This is a genomic window from Amycolatopsis sp. AA4, assembly GCF_002796545.1.
In the GTDB taxonomy this organism is placed as follows: domain Bacteria; phylum Actinomycetota; class Actinomycetes; order Mycobacteriales; family Pseudonocardiaceae; genus Amycolatopsis.
On record NZ_CP024894.1, the window covers coordinates 3,304,777 to 3,322,546 of the forward strand.

The 17,770-nt window shown below is 69.5% G+C and carries 17 protein-coding genes; 15 read left to right on the forward strand and 2 right to left on the reverse strand.

The window, feature by feature from the left end:
• Positions 1 to 498 precede the first annotated feature (498 nt).
• The 10 genes from CU254_RS15710 to CU254_RS15755 all read left to right on the forward strand — a co-directional run bounded on the left by CU254_RS15710 (position 499) and on the right by CU254_RS15755 (position 11,086).
• Positions 499 to 1,767, forward strand: coding sequence for an FAD-dependent monooxygenase (locus tag CU254_RS15710; protein WP_009077304.1), 1,269 nt, complete (start codon positions 499 to 501; stop codon positions 1,765 to 1,767).
• Positions 1,768 to 1,808: 41 nt separating this feature from the next.
• Positions 1,809 to 3,203 carry an MFS transporter gene (locus tag CU254_RS15715; protein ID WP_037713780.1) on the forward strand — a complete coding sequence of 465 codons (1,395 nt, stop codon included), beginning with the start codon at positions 1,809 to 1,811 and terminating at the stop codon, positions 3,201 to 3,203.
• A 25-nt stretch (positions 3,204 to 3,228) separates the two neighbouring features.
• A complete protein-coding gene (locus CU254_RS15720; RefSeq protein ID WP_009077307.1) occupies positions 3,229 to 4,107 on the forward strand; it encodes a xanthine dehydrogenase family protein subunit M in 879 nt (292 codons plus the stop codon).
• A complete protein-coding gene (locus CU254_RS15725; protein ID WP_009077308.1) occupies positions 4,107 to 6,500 on the forward strand; it encodes a xanthine dehydrogenase family protein molybdopterin-binding subunit in 2,394 nt (797 codons plus the stop codon). The genes CU254_RS15720 and CU254_RS15725 overlap by 1 nt, the downstream gene beginning before the upstream one ends.
• Positions 6,497 to 7,003, forward strand: coding sequence for a (2Fe-2S)-binding protein (locus CU254_RS15730; RefSeq protein WP_009077309.1), 507 nt, complete (start codon positions 6,497 to 6,499; stop codon positions 7,001 to 7,003). The genes CU254_RS15725 and CU254_RS15730 overlap by 4 nt, the downstream gene beginning before the upstream one ends.
• Entirely contained in the window at positions 7,000 to 7,650 is a 651-nt protein-coding gene (locus CU254_RS15735) for an SRPBCC family protein (protein ID WP_009077311.1), read from the forward strand. Before CU254_RS15730 ends, CU254_RS15735 begins: the two co-directional genes overlap by 4 nt.
• Positions 7,637 to 8,296 carry an isochorismatase family protein gene (locus tag CU254_RS15740; RefSeq protein ID WP_009077313.1) on the forward strand — a complete coding sequence of 220 codons (660 nt, stop codon included), beginning with the start codon at positions 7,637 to 7,639 and terminating at the stop codon, positions 8,294 to 8,296. The genes CU254_RS15735 and CU254_RS15740 overlap by 14 nt, the downstream gene beginning before the upstream one ends.
• A 10-nt stretch (positions 8,297 to 8,306) precedes the next feature.
• Positions 8,307 to 9,155, forward strand: a complete 849-nt coding sequence (locus CU254_RS15745; RefSeq protein ID WP_037713783.1) for an alpha/beta fold hydrolase — start codon at positions 8,307 to 8,309, stop codon at positions 9,153 to 9,155.
• A gap of 117 nt (positions 9,156 to 9,272) precedes the next feature.
• On the forward strand, positions 9,273 to 10,319 hold the full coding sequence (locus tag CU254_RS15750; RefSeq protein ID WP_009077317.1) for a hypothetical protein: 1,047 nt from the start codon (positions 9,273 to 9,275) through the stop codon (positions 10,317 to 10,319).
• Positions 10,316 to 11,086, forward strand: coding sequence for an aspartate/glutamate racemase family protein (locus CU254_RS15755; RefSeq protein ID WP_009077319.1), 771 nt, complete (start codon positions 10,316 to 10,318; stop codon positions 11,084 to 11,086). The genes CU254_RS15750 and CU254_RS15755 overlap by 4 nt, the downstream gene beginning before the upstream one ends.
• A 43-nt stretch (positions 11,087 to 11,129) precedes the next feature.
• On the opposite strand, the gene CU254_RS15760 is transcribed toward CU254_RS15755, so the two are convergent.
• The gene (locus CU254_RS15760) at positions 11,130 to 11,987 is read right to left on the reverse strand and encodes an LLM class flavin-dependent oxidoreductase (RefSeq protein WP_009077321.1); all 858 of its coding nucleotides are present in this window, start codon (positions 11,985 to 11,987) and stop codon (positions 11,130 to 11,132) included.
• Between the two features lie 75 nt (positions 11,988 to 12,062).
• Here CU254_RS15760 and CU254_RS15765 point away from each other — a divergent pair, with 75 nt between their 5' ends.
• The 4 genes from CU254_RS15765 to CU254_RS15780 all read left to right on the forward strand — a co-directional run bounded on the left by CU254_RS15765 (position 12,063) and on the right by CU254_RS15780 (position 14,700).
• The gene (locus CU254_RS15765) at positions 12,063 to 12,530 is read left to right on the forward strand and encodes a MarR family winged helix-turn-helix transcriptional regulator (protein WP_009077322.1); all 468 of its coding nucleotides are present in this window, start codon (positions 12,063 to 12,065) and stop codon (positions 12,528 to 12,530) included.
• 69 nt (positions 12,531 to 12,599) lie between these two features.
• The gene (locus CU254_RS15770; RefSeq protein ID WP_009077324.1) at positions 12,600 to 13,160 is read left to right on the forward strand and encodes a hemerythrin domain-containing protein; all 561 of its coding nucleotides are present in this window, start codon (positions 12,600 to 12,602) and stop codon (positions 13,158 to 13,160) included.
• Positions 13,161 to 13,180: 20 nt separating this feature from the next.
• Entirely contained in the window at positions 13,181 to 14,452 is a 1,272-nt protein-coding gene (locus tag CU254_RS15775; protein WP_009077325.1) for an acetyl-CoA carboxylase biotin carboxylase subunit family protein, read from the forward strand.
• Between the two features lie 17 nt (positions 14,453 to 14,469).
• Positions 14,470 to 14,700: a DUF2188 domain-containing protein gene (locus tag CU254_RS15780; RefSeq protein ID WP_009077327.1), complete on the forward strand. Its 231-nt coding sequence runs from the start codon at positions 14,470 to 14,472 to the stop codon at positions 14,698 to 14,700.
• A 75-nt stretch (positions 14,701 to 14,775) separates the two neighbouring features.
• On the opposite strand, the gene CU254_RS15785 is transcribed toward CU254_RS15780, so the two are convergent.
• Positions 14,776 to 15,666 carry an alpha/beta hydrolase fold domain-containing protein gene (locus tag CU254_RS15785; RefSeq protein ID WP_009077328.1) on the reverse strand — a complete coding sequence of 297 codons (891 nt, stop codon included), beginning with the start codon at positions 15,664 to 15,666 and terminating at the stop codon, positions 14,776 to 14,778.
• A 72-nt stretch (positions 15,667 to 15,738) separates the two neighbouring features.
• Here CU254_RS15785 and CU254_RS15790 point away from each other — a divergent pair, with 72 nt between their 5' ends.
• Positions 15,739 to 17,769 carry a CocE/NonD family hydrolase gene (locus CU254_RS15790; RefSeq protein ID WP_009077330.1) on the forward strand — a complete coding sequence of 677 codons (2,031 nt, stop codon included), beginning with the start codon at positions 15,739 to 15,741 and terminating at the stop codon, positions 17,767 to 17,769.
• Position 17,770: the final 1 nt, after the last annotated feature.

Consider the following 17,770-nt stretch of genomic DNA (forward strand, 5'->3'; position numbering starts at 1 on the left):
GCACCCAATGTGGCATTGGGTGCATGTGGCGCACCCAATGTGGCGTTCGGTGCATGTGGCGCACCCAATGTGGCGTTCGGTGCGTGGGACGCACCCAATGTGGCATTGGGGTCGATCCGGCGGGCGCGGGGAGGGGTCGTGAGGGGAACCCCGAGGGCCTCAAGGTCCGTGAAGGGCTCCTTGAGGGAATTAGATTCCCTCAAGGCCCTTCACGGACTGTTCGCGCGGTGGTGAGCGGGATGGGGTGCGACGCCAACCTGCGGCGCGGGGTTGAGCGCAACTGCTCGGGTGAAGCCGCTTCTGCCTGAGCTGGTCGCGGTCGTCTGGGGTGCGGCAGGCTTCGGCGGGAGCATCGTTCGGTGACCGGGTCTGTACCCAGAGCATGCGAACCACCTGCTGTGCGCGAAATTCTCGCCGGACTATTGCGTGTTCGGATAATCCGTGTTCGGATTAACCGGCACGGAGCGTATGGCGGGGCTAGCGGGTAGGAGGTCAGCGGTGGCGGCGAGTCAGTCTTTCGAGGTCGTGGTCGCGGGGGGCGGACTGGGCGGGCTGTGTGCTGCCTTGTCGTTGCGGCAGCGCGGGTTGCGGGTCACGGTGGTCGAAGCCGCGCCGCAGTTGGGGGAGATTGGGGCCGGCATTCAGACTGCGCCCAATGCCAGCCGGATCTTGATCGGGTTGGGGTTGCGGGCCGAGTTGCAGAAGGTGCGGTGCGAGCCGCAGGATCAGGTTCGGCGGCGGTGGGCTGATGGCAGTATTATCGCGCAATTGCCGCTGGGGCAGCGGGTCGTCGACAAGTACGGGGCGCCGTATTGGCATTATCATCGGGCGGATTTGCATTCCGTCCTGCTGCGGGCCTGTATTGATCCGGACGGGGCCGGGCCGGTGGTGAAGGTGGCTACCGCGGCGAAGGTCGTTGATCTCGATCGCGGGAATCCGGAGCGGCCCGCGGTGATCACCGAGGACGGGCGGCGGTTCGAGGGTGACGTCGTCGTCGGGGCGGACGGGATTCGTTCTGCGGTAAGGGATCTCGCCGGGTTCGACGATACGCTCGCGTTTTCTGGCGAGATGGCGTACCGGGCGTTGATTCCGGGGGATTCGATCGCGGCGGATCCGGCGACTCGGTTCCTGGTCGATCGTTATCATTCTACGATTTGGTACGGGCCGGACAAGCATCTCGTGCACTACATGATCCGCGGCGGCGAGTATCTCAACGTGGTGGCGATTGTGCCGTGCACGGAGGAAGTCGAGAAGAACTGGAGTGCGCCCGCCAGCGCGGAGCAGCTCGCGGCGGAGTATTCCGATTGGGACGATCGCGTGCCGATGATGCTGTCGAAGGCCAAGGACGACGTGTCGGTCTGGGCGATGTACCGGCGGCGGCGCGATCCGGTGTGGGTCGACGGGCGCGTGGCGTTGCTCGGGGACGCTTGTCACGCGATGCTTCCGTATCAGGCGCAAGGGGCGTCGCAGGCCATGGAGGACGGGGCGGTTCTCGCGGAGGAGCTGGGGCAGGCGACGCGCGACGGGATCGACAGCGCGTTGACGCGGTACGTGCACCGGCGGGCCAAGCACGCGGGGATGGTGCAGGACGCCTCCCTGCGGAACATGAGTTTCTACCACCTGCCGGACGGTCCGGAGCAGCGCGAGCGCGACGAAAAGCTGCGGAGCTTCGACGGCGAGTCCGACGTGTCCTACGACTGGCTGTGGAACGGGACTCCGCTCAACGACCCGGACAACGAATCCATTCACTACCAGTTCGCCCGATAGCACAATACGGCCCACGCAGACTTCGCAAAGGAGCAAAGGCTATGCGTACCGGAGACCAAGTGGTCCAGGACTTGCCGTGGCGCTGGCGCGTCCAGGGCAAGATCTTCCTCATCGGCGGGCTCGGCTACATGTTCGACGCCTGGGACGTGGCGCTGAACGGATTCCTCACCCCGCTGGTGGGCACGGAATTCGGGCTGTCGGCCACGCAACGCGGGTTCGTCGCCACCGCCAACCTGATCGGCATGGCGGTCGGGGCGGTCGCCTGGGGGACGGTCGCGGACCGGATCGGGCGGAAGCGGGCGTTCAGCATCACGTTGCTGTTGTTCGCGTTCTTCTCGGTGTTCGCGGCGTTGTCGCCGAATATCGAGGTGTTCCTGCTGCTGCGGTTCCTGGCCGGAGTCGGGCTGGGCGGCTGTATTCCGGTGGATTACGCGATTGTCAGCGAGTTTTCGCCGCGCAAGCAGCGCGGCCGGGTGCTGTCCGCAATGGACGGATGGTGGCCGATCGGGACGACGCTCGCGGGGGCGTCGGCGACGCTGCTGGTTCCGGTATCCGGGAACTGGCGGTGGATGCTGGTGCTGATGATCCTGCCCGCGGTGCTGTTGTTCTGGGCCCGCCGCGGGGTCCCGGAATCGCCGTTGTACCTGGTGCGCAAGGGACGCGAGGCGGAAGCCCGGCTGGTCATCGACGATCTCGTCGAGCGCACGGGCGCACCGAAGGAGCAGTATCGGATTCCGCCCGCGGTTCAGGAGGACAAGCGCGGCGGCGGGGTGTTCGCGGCGGTCGACCAGCTGCGCCGGGTGTGGGCGTACCACCCGAAGGTCACCGGGGTCGCCTGGGCGCTGTTCATCTCCGTGATGCTGGTGTACTACGCGGCGCTGAGCTGGATGCCGTCGATTCTCAAGGCGCAGGGCTTCGGCGAGATCGCCGCGTTCGCTTCGACCACTTTGATGAACGCGCTCGGTATCGTCGGCGTCGTGGTGGCGGTGCTGCTGGTGGACCGCATCGGCCGCAAGCGGGTGATCGCCGCGGCCGGGCCGCTCGCTGCGGTCACGCTGGTGATCTTCTCGCTGGTGCTCGGGTCGGCGGGGGCCGCGGTGGTGGCGATCGGCGCGTTCGGGCTGTTCTCGCTCGTCGTCATCCCGGTGATGTACGCCTTCGTGTCCGAGCTGTACCCGACGGAGCTGCGAGCGTCGGGCTTCGGCTGGGCGTCGTCGTCCAGCCGGGCGGTCACCGGGTTCGCGCCGCTGCTGTTCGGCAGCGTGCTGTGGCCGGTGCTCGGGCTGCCGCTGACGTTCGCCCTGCTCGGCCTGCTCGTCGTCGGGGCCGTGGTGTTCATGGTCTTCTGCGCGCCGGAAACCCGGGGCCGGGAGCTGGACCGGATCGACGACGAGACCGCGCCCGCGCCGCCCCAGTCCGAACTGGACGCGGTCTGATCCGCCGCAGCAGAAAGGAAAGTGCATGAAGCCCGCCGCGTTCGCCTACCATCGGGCGCACGATGTCGCCGACGCCGTCGGCCTGCTTTCCGACCTCGCCGGGCAAGGGCGGGAGCCGAAAGCGATCGCGGGCGGGCAGAGCCTGATGCCGATGATGAGCTTCCGGCTGGCCCGCCCGAGCGACCTGGTCGACCTCGGGCGGCTGCGGGACCTGCTGGGGATGACCGACCTCGCACAGGAAGGCTCGACGCTCCGCATCGGCGCGATGACGACCCACCGCCAGGTCGAATTAGCCCAGCTCGAACCCGGTTTCGCGGTGCTGGCGGAGGCGATGCGGTACGTCGGGCACCTGCCGATCCGGTCGCGCGGCACGGTCGGCGGCAGCCTCGTGCACGGCGACGCCACCGCGGAGTGGTGCATGCTCGCGCTGCTGCTGGACGCGGTGATCGTCGCGGAAGGCCCGAACGGCCGTCGCGAAATCCCGGCCGGAGAGATGTTCTACGGCTTCTACGCGACCGCGGTGGAGGCGGACGAGGTCGTGACCGAGGTGCGATTCACCCGGGCGGCGCCGAAATCCGCGTTGACCGAGTTTTCCCGGCGTGCCGGGGATTTCGCGACGGTAGCGGCGGCGGTTTCGCTCGAACCTCGCGCGGACGGGTCGCTGGAAGGCGGCCGGGTGGTGCTCGGCGGCGTCGCGCCCGCGCCGTTGCGGATCCCGGAAGCGGAGGCGGTGCTGGCGGACGGCGCGCCGGGGCCGGAGCTGTTCGCCGAATGCGGCCGGGCGGCGGCGGAGGCGATCGATCCGCGGAGCGACGCGCAGGGGAGCGCGGACTATCGGCGGGCGTTGACGAGGACGTTGGTGGCGCGGAGTTTGGGCCAGGCTTGGCAGAGGGGAGACCGCTGATGGCCGGCAAGCCCGGGGAACCCCGGTTCGACGGACGGGGCGGCAAGTGGATCGGCGCGTCCGTGCGCCGTCGCGAGGATCCGCGGCTGGTCACCGGCCGGGGGCGGTTCGTGGACGACATTCACCTCCACGGCATGCTGCACGCCGGGTTCGTGCGCGCGACCGTCGCGCACGGCAAGATCACCGGACTCGACCTCGGCGCCGCCCGCGAGGTGGACGGCGTCGTGGCCGCGTACTCGGCGGAAGACCTGCAACTCGGCGACATGGTCGCGCTGCTGGACCGTCCGCCCGAGGAATTCACCCCGACCACGATGCCGATCCTCGCGCGCGGCAAAGTCCGGTTCGTCGGCGAACCGGTCGCGCTGGTCGTCGCGAAGGATCCGTACGCGGTCGAGGACGGGATCGAGGCCGCGCAGGTGAGTTACGAGGTCCTCGACGCCGTGGTGTCCGAGGAAACCGCGCTCGCCGAGGACGCGCCGCTGGTGCACGAGGACGCGCCGAACAACGTGCTGCTCGACGTCACGGCGTTCGACACCCCGGGCGTGGACGAAGCGTTCGCGGACGGGTGCGTGATCGAGCTGGTCACCCGCAGCGGGCGGCAGAACGCGTTGCCGCTGGAAACCCGCGGCGCGGTGGCGTCCTGGGACGACCGCGACGAGCAGCTTCTCGTCCAGACGTGCAGTCAGGTGCCCCACCAGGTGCGTACCGTGCTGGCGCGTTCGCTGCGGATTCCGGAGCGCTCGGTGCGCGTGGTGGTCCCGGACATGGGCGGCGGCTTCGGGCAGAAATGCGTTGTCGGACGCGAGGAGATCGCGGTCGCGGCTGCCGCGAAACTGTTGCGGCGTCCGGTGAAATGGATCGAGGACCGCAGCGAAGCGCTCGCGTCCGGGTTCCTCGCGCGCGAGCAGCGGTACCGCACCCGCGCCGCGTTCACTCCGGAGGGCGAGCTGACCGCGCTCGAGTCCGACATCGTCTGCGACATGGGCGCGTACTCGTGCTATCCGTTCACCGTCGGCATCGAACCGCTGATGGCGGCGGCGGAAATGCCGTCGGTGTACCGGGTTCCGGCCTATCGCGTGCGGGCCAGGGCGATCACCAGCAACAAGGCGCCGACCGCGCCGTACCGCGGGGTCAGCCGTCCGCAGTACGTCATGGTGATGGAGCGGATCATGGACCTGGCCGCGCGGAAGCTCGGCCTCGACCCGGTGGAGATCCGCCGCCGCAACGTGATCACCGAGTTCCCGTACACCGGGATCAACAAGGTCACCTACGACCCCGGCAGCTACCTCGAATCGCTCGAGCTGGGCGAGAAGATCCTCCGCGACGAGGGCTGGTATGACCTCCGCGAGAAGAACCCGTATATCGGCATCGGTTACAGCTGCTTCTCCGAGCGCACCGGCTACGGCTCGGAAGCGTTCGCGAAGCGGAAAATGACTGTCGTCCCGGGCTTCGACGTGAGCGAGATCCGGATGGATCTCACCGGTTCCGTCGTGGTCACGAGCGGCACGATCAACCACGGGCAGTCCCACGAGACGACGTTCGCGCAGATCGTCGCGGAACGGCTCGGCGTCGACCTCGCCAAGGTCAAGCTGCGCCAGGGCGACACCGAGCGAATTTCGTACGGCTGGGGCACTTTCGCGTCCCGTTCGGTGACCATCGGCGGCTCCGCGGTGGCAACGGCGGCGACCCGGCTGGGCGAGCAGCTTTGCGTGATCGCGGCGCACCTGATGGACACCCGCGTCGAGAACGTCGGCCTCGACGGCGACGGCGGGGTCATCCAGCTCGACGACCCCAGTCAGCGGCTTTCGTTCGAGGAGATCGCCGACGTCGCGTACCTGCGCAGCCACCTGCTGCCCAAGGAAGCCGAGCCGACGCTCACCGCCACCGCGGCGTTCGACGTCCCCGGCGACGGCACGTTCTCGAACGCCACGCACGCGGTCGTGGTCGAGGCGGATCCGGGCACCGGGCAGGTGAAAATCCTCCGCTACGCCTGCGTCGAGGACTGCGGCGTGGTGATCAACCCGAAGGTGGTCGACGGGCAGGCGCGCGGCGGCATCGCGCAGGGCATCGCCGGGGCGCTGTTCGAGGAGGTCACCTACGCGGAGAACGGCGAACCGTCGGCGGCGAGCTTCATCGACTACCTCGTCCCGACCGCCGCGGAGATCCCTGACATCACCGTCGACCATCTCGAAACCCCGTGCGCCTTCACCGAAAGCGGCGCGAAGGGGGCCGGGGAAGGCGGCACGATCGGCGCGCCCGCCGCGGTGCTCAACGCGGTCAACGACCTCCTCTGGCACACCGGGGTCCAGCTGGAGCAGACCCCGATCCACCCCGAGTCCGTCCTCGCCGCGCTCGCCGCGGCCGACCGGGAGAAAGCGGGTACCGGCGCATGACCGACAAACAGCTGATCGTCCTGACCGTCAACGGCGAGGAGCACGAACTGCTCGTCGAACCGCGGTGGACGCTGCTCGACGTGCTGCGGCACAACGTGGGCCTCACCGGCACGCACGTCGGCTGCGAGCACGGCGTGTGCGGGGCGTGCACGATCCTGGTCGACGGCGAACCGGTGCGCGCCTGCCTGATGTACGCCGTGCAGGCGGAAGGCTGCGCGATCCGGACCGTCGAGGACCTCGGCACCCCGGAGGAGCCGAACGACCTGCAGCAGGCGTTTTCGGAGCATCACGGCCTGCAGTGCGGGTTCTGCACGCCCGGTTTCCTGATGCTCGCCGAAGGGTTCCTCGCCCAGGAGCCGTCGCCGACGCGCGACGAGATCCGCGAGACGGTGTCGTCGAACCTGTGCCGCTGCACCGGCTATCAGACCATTGTGGACGCGATCGAGGCGACCGCCGCGAAGCGGGCCGCCGAATCAGCCAGGAAAGAGGACGCCGTCCGATGATTCTCGAGAACACCCTTGACCTCCCCGGCGATCCGGACACGGTGTTCGCGCTGCTCAACGACGTCGAGCGGGTCGCGGGCTGCCTGCCCGGCGCGGTGCTGGAGGGCCGCGACGGCGAGTCCTACCTCGGCAAGGTCAAGTTCAAGGTCGGCCCGGTCAGCGCCGCGTACGCGGGCAAGGTCCGGTTCACCGAGATCGCCGAGGGCGAGCGCCGGCTGCGGCTGTCGGCCCGGGGCGCGGACAGCCACGGCAACGGCGACGCCGAAGCGGACGTCACGCTGACCCTCGTGCCCGGTCCGAAGGGGTCGTCGCTGAACCTGCGCACCGATCTCGTGGTGCGGGGCAAGATCGCGCAGTTCGGCAAGGGCGCGATCAGCACGGTGTCGAACCGGATCCTGCAGCAGTTCGCGCAGAATCTCGGCGCGCTGCTGGAGAACGGCGGCAGCGCGCCGGAACCGGCCGAAACCGCGCCAACCGCGGCCGCTTCGGATTCGCTGGACGGCCTGTCGATGCTGCTCCCGCCCAACGCGAAGCGCTATCTCCCGGTCGTCGCGGCGGGCGCGCTCGGGCTGTTCCAGGGCTGGCTGCTCGGGCGGGTCCGGTCGCAGAACAAGCTGATCAAGGAGCTGCTCCGTGAACGCGCCTGAGAACGGACTGCACGGCGCCGAGACCGACCAGACCTACGCCCGCGCGGGGTTCGGCGCCGCGGTGCCGAGGGGAACCGCACCGGTGCTGGTCGTGGTCGACCTGACCCGCGGCTTCACCGAACCGGAATTCCCTTCGGGCGCAGACCTTTCCGCCGAAGTCGAAGCCGCCGACGTGCTGGTCCGGGCCGCGCACGAGAGCGGGGCTCCAGTCGTCTACACCGCGATCAGCTATCCGCCCGCCGAGGCGGACGGCGACGCGATCGCGTGGCTGCGCAAGGCTCCTGGCATGCGCAGCCTGCGCGAGGGAAGCGCCGAAGTCGCGCTCGATCCGCGGCTGGAACGGCACGACACCGACCACCTCATCGTCAAGAAGGGCGCGTCCGCGTTCCACGGAACGAGCCTTGCCGCGCTGCTCGCCGGCCTTGGTGCGGACACCGTGCTGGTCTGCGGCGCGACGACCTCGGGTTGCGTTCGAGCCACCGCTGTCGACGCCGTGCAGTCCGGCTTCAACACGCTCGTCGTACGGGACGCCTGCGGCGACCGCGCGCGCGGACCGCACGACGCCGCTCTCTTTGACCTGCAAGCCAAATACGCCGATGTGATCGGCCTGGGCGAGGGCGTCGAGCTGCTCGCCAAGGCCCGCTAGGAGTTCCCGCATGTCTTCAGTGTCCGACCGGGTGCTGACCCAGCCCGCGCTCGCCGAACTGGCGGACGTCCCGGCGACCAGCGTCTGGGTGCGCTCCGGCCCAGTCCGGCTGCACGTCCTCGACTACGGCCCGGCCGACGGTGTCCCGCTGGTGGTCCTGCCCGGGATCACCAGCCCGGCGATCACCATGGATTTCGTCGCCCGCGAGCTGACCGACCTGGTCCGCCCGCTGGTGCTGGACGTCCGCGGCCGCGGCCTGTCCGACGACGGACCCAGCTACGCCCTGGACGCCTACGCCGCGGACGTCGACGCCGTCATCGACCAGCTCCAGCTGTCCGAGCCGCTGTTGTTCGGCCACTCGATGGGCGCGCGAATCGCCGCCAGGGCCGCGAATTCCGGTCAGGGCACGATCCTCGCGGACCCGCCGATGAGCCACGCGGACCGACCGTATCCGACCACTTTGGACACTTTCGCCGTTCAACTCGACCAAGCTCAGCGCGGTACCGACGCGGACGAGGTCGCCGCTTCGTGGCCCCGGTGGCCGCGCCGGGAACAGGAACTGCGCGCCGGATGGCTCGCGTCGTGCTCCCGGACCGCGATCGCCGCGACGCACGCGGGGTTCGAGTCCGAGGAATTCCTTCCGCTGTGGGAAAAACTGGCCGGCCCGGCCGTGTTGCTGTTCGGCCAGGACAGCCCGGTGGTGACGCGGGACGACGTCACCGCGCTGGCGCAGGTCAACCCGGCGCATCAGCTGGTCGGCATCGAAAACGCCGGGCACATGATCTTCTGGGACGAACCTCAGCGCGCTCTGCAGGCGCTGCGCTCGGCGCTGAAAGACCTGCTCGCCGCTCGCACCTGACCCGCTGTCCGTGAGGGGAACCCTCAGGGACTCTGATTCCCTCAGGGTTCCCCTCACGGACTTTCCCCGATTCTGCGTACTCGGACAATCCGTATTCGGACAATCAAGGAGGTCGCCATGGACCAGAACCTGTTCAACGACATCTGCTTGCGCCAGCTGACTTTTTCCGGCGTGCACGAGGGGGAGACGGTCGTCGTGCTGACGCGCGGCCACGAGCGCGCCGAGTACGCGGACGCGTTCCTCTGGGCCGCTCAGCAGCTCGGCGCGGCGGCCTATCACCTGCGGCTGCCGTCGCCGGCGAGCGCTTCCGGCGCGTGGGCGGTCGGGCAGTCCGGTCTTGACCAGCTGCCGCTCGCCGTCGACGCGCTGAAGGCCGCCGACATGGTCGTGGACTGCACGTTCCTGCTGTTCAGCGAGGAGCAGTTCGCGATCCAGGCCGCCGGGACGCGGATCCTGACCGCCGTCGAACCGCCCGAGCTGCTGGCCCGGCTGATGCCGACGAAGGAACTGCGCGAGCGCGTCGAGATCGGCGCGGAGCTGCTGGCCAAGGCCAAGACCATGCGGATCACCAGTCCGCACGGGACGGACGTGACCTACCAGCTGGGCGTGTACCCGACGATGAGCGAGTACGGCTACACCGACCAGCCGGGCCGCTGGGACCACTGGCCCGCCGCGTTCGTGTTCACCGGCGGTTCCGACGACGGCGTGGACGGCAAGATCGTGCTCGCGCCCGGCGACGTGCTGCTGCCGTTCAACACCTACGTGCAGACGCCGGTCGAGCTGATCATCGAAAAGGGCTTCATCCAGGACATCCGCGGCGGCGCGGGCTCGTCCGGCCTCGACGCGGACCTGCTGCGCAGCTACATCGAGTCCTTCCACGACCCGCGCGGCTACGGCATGTCGCACGTCGGCTGGGGCCTCGACGAGCGGGCGCACTGGCACGGACTCACCCAGTTCCCCGGCGGCATGGGCATGGAGCTGCGCAGCTTCTACGGCAACGTGATGTTCTCGATCGGCCCGAACAACGAACTCGGCGGCCCGAACGACACGGCGTGCCACTTCGACATCCCGATGCGCGGCAACAGCCTGTACCTCGACGACGAGCTGATCGTCGACGCGGGCGAGCTGACCGTGAAGGACATGCGCCCGGCGGCGAAGCGATGACCGACCACCACATCGGGATGATCGTCCCGAGTTCCAACCTGACCATGGAAACCGAGCTGCCGCGGATGCTGCGCGCCCGCGAGGAGCGGTACCCGGAGGACCGGTTCGTCTTCCACTCGGCCCGCGCGCGGATGCAGCACGTGACGCCCGAGCAGTTGCGCGCGATGAACGCCCAGGCGGAACGCGCGGCGACCGAACTGGCCGACGCGCGGCCGGGCGTCGTGGCGACCGCGTGCCTGGTCGCGATCATGGCGCAGGGACCGGGTTATCACTGCACCGCCGAGGAGTCGATCACGTCGGCGTTGCGCGCGGAAGGTTCCGACGCGCCAGTGGTTTCGTCGGCAGGTGCGCTCCTGTCCGGGATCGCCGCGCTGGAGGCGAAGCGGGTCGCGATCGTGACGCCGTATCTGATGCCGTTGACTCAGGCGGTGATCGAGTACCTGGAGGACGCGGGCGTCGAGGTGGTCGATTCGCTTTCGCTGGAGGTGCCGGACAACCTGGCGGTGGCGCGGCTGGATCCGGCGGATTTGCTGGAGCACTACCGGAAACTGGATCTTTCGCGGGCGGACGCGCTGGTGTTGTCGGCGTGCGTGCAGATGCCTTCGCTGCCGTCGATCCAGCCGGTCCAGGACGCGGTGGGGATCCCGGTGCTCTCGGCGGCCACGGCCACGACGTTCCGGATCCTCAGCGAGCTGGGCGTGCGGCCGGAGGTACCGGGCGCGGGGCATTTGCTGAGCGGGAAGGTTTCGGCGGCGCAGGCTGCTTGATCCGCGGAACCCCGAGGGCAGCGTCGGCCCTCGGGGTTCGCCTTCACCGCCGAGCGGACACCAGCTCCCGGACCCGAGACGCGACCTCCCGCGCGAACAATCGGATCGCGTCGGCGGAATCCACCGACAAGAGAAACGCGCTCATCCCGTGCGTGAGCGCCAGTTCGGCCAGCTGCTCGGCCCAGGCGTCGGTGCTGCCGGACGGAATCCCCGGCAGGTTGTACAGCCGCCGGATCTCGGCAGGGGAGCGGCCTGCCTTCCGGGCCGCCTCGTCGATGATCGCGTTCGCGGCGGGCAGCCGGTCCGGCGGGATGCGGGTCCTGCTCGGCAGCCAGCCGTCCGCAACCCGGCCGATCAGGCGCAGCATTCGCGGGCCGAGCGCGCCGAGCCAGATCTCCATGCGGTGCACCGGGAACGGGCCCGGCGGCGTGCCGGTGAGCCGATGACGAGTGCCGGACACAGTGGCGGGCGGCCCGGGTGTCCACAGTGCACGGATGACGTCGATCGCTTCCGCGAGCGCGGCGAAGGCCTCGCCGGGCGTGTACCGCGGACCGCCCTGCGCTTCGATCTCGTCCCAGTACGCGCCGGCGCCGAGGGCGAGTTCGGCGCGGCCGCCGCTGAGCAGGTCGAGGCTTGCCGCCGAGCGCGCGAGCACCGCGGGCGGGCGCAGAGGCAGGTTCGCGACGTTGGGGAACACGCGCAGCCGCTCGGTGCGCGCCGCGACGACGCTCAGGACGGTCCACGCGTCGAGCAGGTCTGGCCGGTACGGATGGTCGGGGACGCTGAGCAGGTCGAGCCCGGCGGTGTCGGCGGCTTCAGCGAGCCTCGTGACGGTGTCGGGACTGGCGGCTTCCGGCAGGAGGATGACGCCGAACTGGAGGTCGTGGCCGTAGTCAGGCATGGGCGGCCCGGAATCGTGTCATGACGACATGATTACCTGACGGAACGATAGCTGTCCAGCGGGTAGGATCCCGGCATGGACGAACTGCGCCCGCCGACCCTGCTCGCGCTGCCCTCGTACCTGGCCGGGCACGTCGCGCGGATCGGGCGCCGCGAGCTGGCCGACGCGCTCGAGACGTACGGCCTCCGGCTGCCGCATTTCGCCGTGCTGGCCGGGCTTTCCGACTTCGGGCCGCTGGCGCAGCACGCGCTCGCCGACCGGCTCGGTCTCAACCGCAGCCACCTGGTGGGATACCTCGACGAACTGGAACGCCGGTCCCTCGTCGGCCGCGAACGCGACTCGGCCGACCGGCGGCGCCACCGCGTCGCGCTCACCGAGGCCGGGAAGGCACTGACGCGCGAGCTGAAGGCCGAGGCGAGCCGCTCGCAGGACGTGTTCCTCGCCGAACTGTCCGCATCGGAACGCGAGACCCTGATTTCCCTGCTGCGGCGGGTGGTGGTCGCCGACGCCCGGGCGCGCTCGGGAGCCGGCGCGGCCGGGTAGTTCCGCTTCGGGTGGTTGCGGTGCGGCGCAACGGGTAACCGAGGGTTTCCCGACACCCGAGGAGGCAGCATGGCCGCACCCACCCGAACCGATCTCATCACCGTGATCACCGACGACCATCGCGACGTCGAGCGGGTGTTCGCCGAACTCGAGGCCGAACCCGAGGCGGGCAACCGGAAAGACGTGGTCGACCACGTGATCGCCGAGCTGGTCCGGCATTCGGTCGCGGAAGAGCAGCTCATGTACCCGGCCGCGCGCAAGCACCTCGACGACGGCGACAAGATCGCCGACCACGAGATCGAGGAGCATGCCGAGGCGGAGAAGGTGATGAAGCAGCTCGAGCGCAAGAACCCCGGCGAACCGGAGTTCGAGGAGCTGCTCGGCAAGCTGATCGCCGACGTCCGCCACCACATCAAGGACGAGGAAAACGACCTGCTGCCGCGGCTGCGCGAGGCGTGTTCGGCCGAGGAGCTGGACCGGCTGGGCGAACAGGTGCTGGCGGCGAAGAAGATCGCGCCGACCCGGCCGCATCCGCACGCGCCGAGCACCCCGCCGGCGAACCTGGTCCTCGCGCCGGGCGCGGCGTTCGTCGACAAGATCCGCGACGCGCTGACCGGGCGGAAGAGCTGACTGGACGGAAGAGCTGAACGATGACTGACGACGTGTTCGTGCTCGGTCTTGACGAGGAGAACGAGCGCATCCTGAAAAGACTCCCGTCGGCGGCCGGGCTGCGGTTCCGCCCGCTGCTCAGCCCCGACGAGCTGCAGCACGGCGAGATCGACTTCGCGGACCTGATGAAGAAGGCCTGCCAGCAGCTGGACGATTTCGACGGCGAACCCGCCGCGATCGTGTCCTATTGGGACTTCCCGGCCGCGACCATGGCCCCGCTGCTGTGCGAGGAGCACGGGCTCCCGCACGTGCCGCTCCCCGCGGTGCTCAAATGCGAGCACAAGTACTGGAGCAGGCTCGAACAGCGGAAGGTGATCGACGAACTGCCCCCGTTCGGCGTCGTCGACCTGGACGGGGACCCGCAGCCGCCGCCGGGGGTGGACTTCCCGATGTGGCTGAAGCCGGTCAAGGGATTCTCGTCGGAACTGGCGTTCCACGTGCGGGACAAGCAGGGTTTCGCGGATGCCGTCGAGGAACTGCGGGCGGGTGTCGGGCGGGTCGGGGACCCGTTCGAGGACGTGCTGCGCCAGGTCGACCTGCCCCCGGAGATCGCCGAGGTCGGCGGGGCCGCGTGCCTCGCCGAATCCGAGCTGCACGGGGTGCAGGCGGCGGTCGAGGGGTACGTCTGGAAGGGCGAGGTGCGCATGTACGCCGCTCTGGATTCGGTCGATTTCCCCGGCCGGTCCTCGTTTCTGCGGCACCAGTACCCGTCGCAGCTGCCGGACGAGACGGTCCGGCGGATGTTCGACGTCGCCGAGCGCGTGATGCGCCAGGTCGGTTTCGAGAACGGCACCTTCAGCATCGAGTTCTTCTGCGACCTGCGGTCCGGGCAGGTGTGCCTGCTGGAGATCAACCCGCGGCACTCGCAGTCGCACGCGGAGCTGTTCGAGCTGGTCGACGGGGTGGCCAACCACGAGATCATGGTGCGGCTGGGGCTCGGCCAGGAACCGGACTTCCCGCGCGGCAGCGGGCGGTACCGCATCGCCGGCCGCTGCTACCTGCGCCGCTTCGACGGCGACGCGGTGGTGACCCGGATTCCGACCCAGGCCGAGATCGCCGCGCTGTGCGAGGAACTCGGCGGCACGACGATTTCGGTCACCCCGGAGGAAGGCCAGCGGCTTTCGGAGCTGCCGGAGCAGGACAGCTACTCGTTCGAGCTGGCGGAGCTGATCATCGGCGCGGACACCGAGGACGAGCTCGAGGCCAAGTACGACAAGTGCCGCGAGCGGCTGCGGTTCGAATTCGAGGACTGACCAGGAGGGACAGGACGGTGGAGGGCGACGTCGAGACGCTGTATGAGAACCAGCTGTGGAAGAACCGCGTGGAGGGGCACCAGCGCGCGGCGAACACGGCGAAGTCCCGTGCGGAAGCGGTGAAAACGGGGCGGCATATGGCGAAGGCCCGGCGGTCTGTCCACACTGTCCGCGCGGAGGACGGGACAGTGGCCAGCCGCGACGACTACCGGACCAGTCGTCGCGGCGTGCCGCTGCCGTTGGAGTGAGGCCGGGACGACGGCCGGCCGCGACGACAGCTGGATTGGTCGTCGCGGCCAGCCGTCGTGGCGCGGTTTCGGCGGCTAGCGGCGGAGGATGCGTTCGAGGTGGTTGCGCGCCTGGCGGCCCTCGGGGATCTGCTGCATGAGCCAGTTGTGGAACATGCCGGGATACTCGGCGTAATCGACGTCGATCCCGGCGTCGCGGGCGCGGTCGGCGAAGCGGCGCGCGTCCGGCAGGAGCACGTCGCGGGTGCCGATGAACAGACTGAACGGGCCGAGCCCGGTGAGGTCCGCGTACAACGGGCTGATCCGCGGGTCGTGCGGGTCTGTGCCCTCGGCGTACATCTTGCCCGCCTCGCGCAGGCCGGTGATGCCGAGCATCGGGTCGTGTTCGTCCAGTACGACCGAAATCGGGTCTTCCAGCGTCACGTCCAGCCACGGCGAGATCAGGACCGTCTGTTTCGGCTGCGGACGGCCCTCGTCGCGGAGCCGCTGCGCGACCGCCAGCGCTAGGGCGGCCCCGGCGGAATCGCCGGACAGGACGGTGTTTTCGGCGGGTTCGGCGCCAAGCGTTTGCTCGAAGGCGGCTTGCACCATGGGGATCGTCTCGACGTTGCTGTGCCGCGGGACGAGCGGGTAGATCGGCAGCGTGACCGTGCAGCCGAGCCGGCGCACCAGGTCGGCGGCGAATTCCCAGTGCTGTGATTCGATTTCCTCGACGTAGCCGCCGCCGTGCAGGTGGAAGACATGCAGCCCGGCCTTCGCCCGCGGCCGCACGGTCCAGCACGCGAACCCGTGCACCTCGCGGTGCTCGAGATCGAAGTGCTTGCGCAGCTTCCGCGGCGGCCGGGCTTGCGACGGCCGCTGGTGGCGGTGCAGGCGCTGGTGCAGCACGCGCGCGTCGTCGTAGAAGGCCTTCTGCCGCGTCACGCGCAGGTACGCTTGATACAGCTGGGCTTTCATACTGATCATGCGCGACGGGTACCCGTTCTCCCGCTGCGGGCAACACCGTTTCACCCGCGCGGTGCCGGGTACCCGGCAGACATGATCACGCGCGCTCTTCCCTCGCTGCCGTACGAGATCATCGAGGACGAGGACGTCCGGATCCCGGTTTCGGACGGCACCCGGCTGGCGGCGCGGATCTGGCGGCCCGCCGGATCGGAAGCGCTGCCTGTGCCGGGGATCGTCGAGTACATCCCGTACCGCAAGCGAGATCTGACCTCCGTCCGCGACTCGATCCACCACCCTTATCTGGCCGGGCACGGGTACGCCTGCGTGCGCGTCGACCTGCGCGGCTCCGGGGAATCGGAGGGCGTGCTCGCGGACGAGTACCTGGAGCAGGAACAGCAAGACGCCGAGGACGTGCTGGCCTGGCTCGCCGACCGGCCGTGGTGCGACGGGCGCACCGGGATGATGGGCCTTTCCTGGGGCGGGTTCGCCGCGCTGCAGGTCGCGGCGCGGAAACCGCCGAGCCTCGGCGCGATCGTCATCTCCTCGTTCACCGACGACCGGTTCGCCGACGACATGCATTACATGGGCGGCTGCTTGCTGTCGGACAACATCGCCGAGTCCGGCACGATGTTCGGCGAAGCCACGATGCCGCCCGACCCGGCGCTGGTGGGGGACCGCTGGCGCGACATGTGGCGGGAGCGGCTGGAAAACTGCAGCCTGTGGGCCGAACAGTGGCTGCGCCACCAGCGGCGCGACAGTTACTGGCGGCACGCTTCGGTTTCCGAGGACTACTCCGGCGTGCAGTGCCCGGTGCTGGCCTCGAGCGGCTGGGCTGACGGGTATTCCAACGCGGTCACCCGGCTGCTGGCGCATCTCGACGTGCCGTGCCGAGGCTTGATCGGGCCGTGGTCGCACAAGTACCCGCACCTCGGCGAACCCGGGCCGGCGATCGGGTACCTGCAGGAAGTCGTGCGCTGGTGGGACCATTGGCTCAAGAACGCGGACAACGGCGTGATGGACGGTCCGGTCCTGCGCACGTGGATGCAGGAGAGCGTGCCGCCGTCGACGTCCTATGAGGACCGTCCCGGGCGCTGGGTCGGGGAGGCGGAATGGCCCTCGCCGCATGTCCGGCCGACGGAGTACGCCCTTGAGCCGCATCGGCTCGCGCGGCCCGGCGAGCCGGTCGAAGAGGAGACGCTGAGGGTGTCTTCGCCGTTGTCGGTCGGGCAGTTCGCCGGGAAGTGGGCGTCGTACAGCGCGCCGCCGGACCTGCCGTACGACCAGCGCGAGGAGGACGGCGGGTCGCTCGTGTTCGACACCGACGTGCTCACCGAGCGTTGTGAAATCCTTGGCGCGCCACGGGTTCGGCTGCGGGTTTCGGCGGACCGGCCGGTGGCGATGGTGGCCGCGCGGCTGTCGGACGTCGCCCCGGACGGCCGGGCGACGCGGGTGACGTACGGGCTGCTGAACCTCACGCACCGGGACGGGCACGAGAACCCTCAGCCGCTCGCCCCGGGCGAAGAGTGCACTGTGGACTTCGAACTGAACGGGGTGGCGCAAGCGTTTCCGGCCGGGCACCGGATCCGGCTCGCACTGTCCACTTCGTACTGGCCGCTCGCCTGGCCGCCGCCGGAACCGGTCACGCTTTCCGTGCGGACCGGCGCGAGCGCGCTGACTTTGCCGGTGCGGCCGACCGGCGAGCCGGACGAGGTCGCCCCGGACGAGTTCGGCGAACCGGAGGGGACGCCGCCGCTGCCGACCACGCAGGTGAGCCGGCCGGAGCAGAAGTGGACGGTCTCGCGGGATCTGGTCGACTACCGTTCGGCGCTGGACGTGGTGAAGAATTCGGGCACGATCCGGTACGACGACATCGACCTGGAGATCACCCGGGACGTGCACGAGCGTTACACGTGGGTGGCGGACGATTTCTGTTCCCCGGCCGCGGAAACCTCATGGACGGTCACGTTCGAGCGGGGCGATTGGCGGGTGCGGACGGAGACGTACACGCGGGTGAGCTGCACGCGGGACGAGTTCGTGATCGACGCCCGGCTGGACGGGTACGAGGGGGACCGGCGGCTGGTGTCGCGGAATTGGCATCGGAGGGTGCCTCGCGATCTGCTCTGAC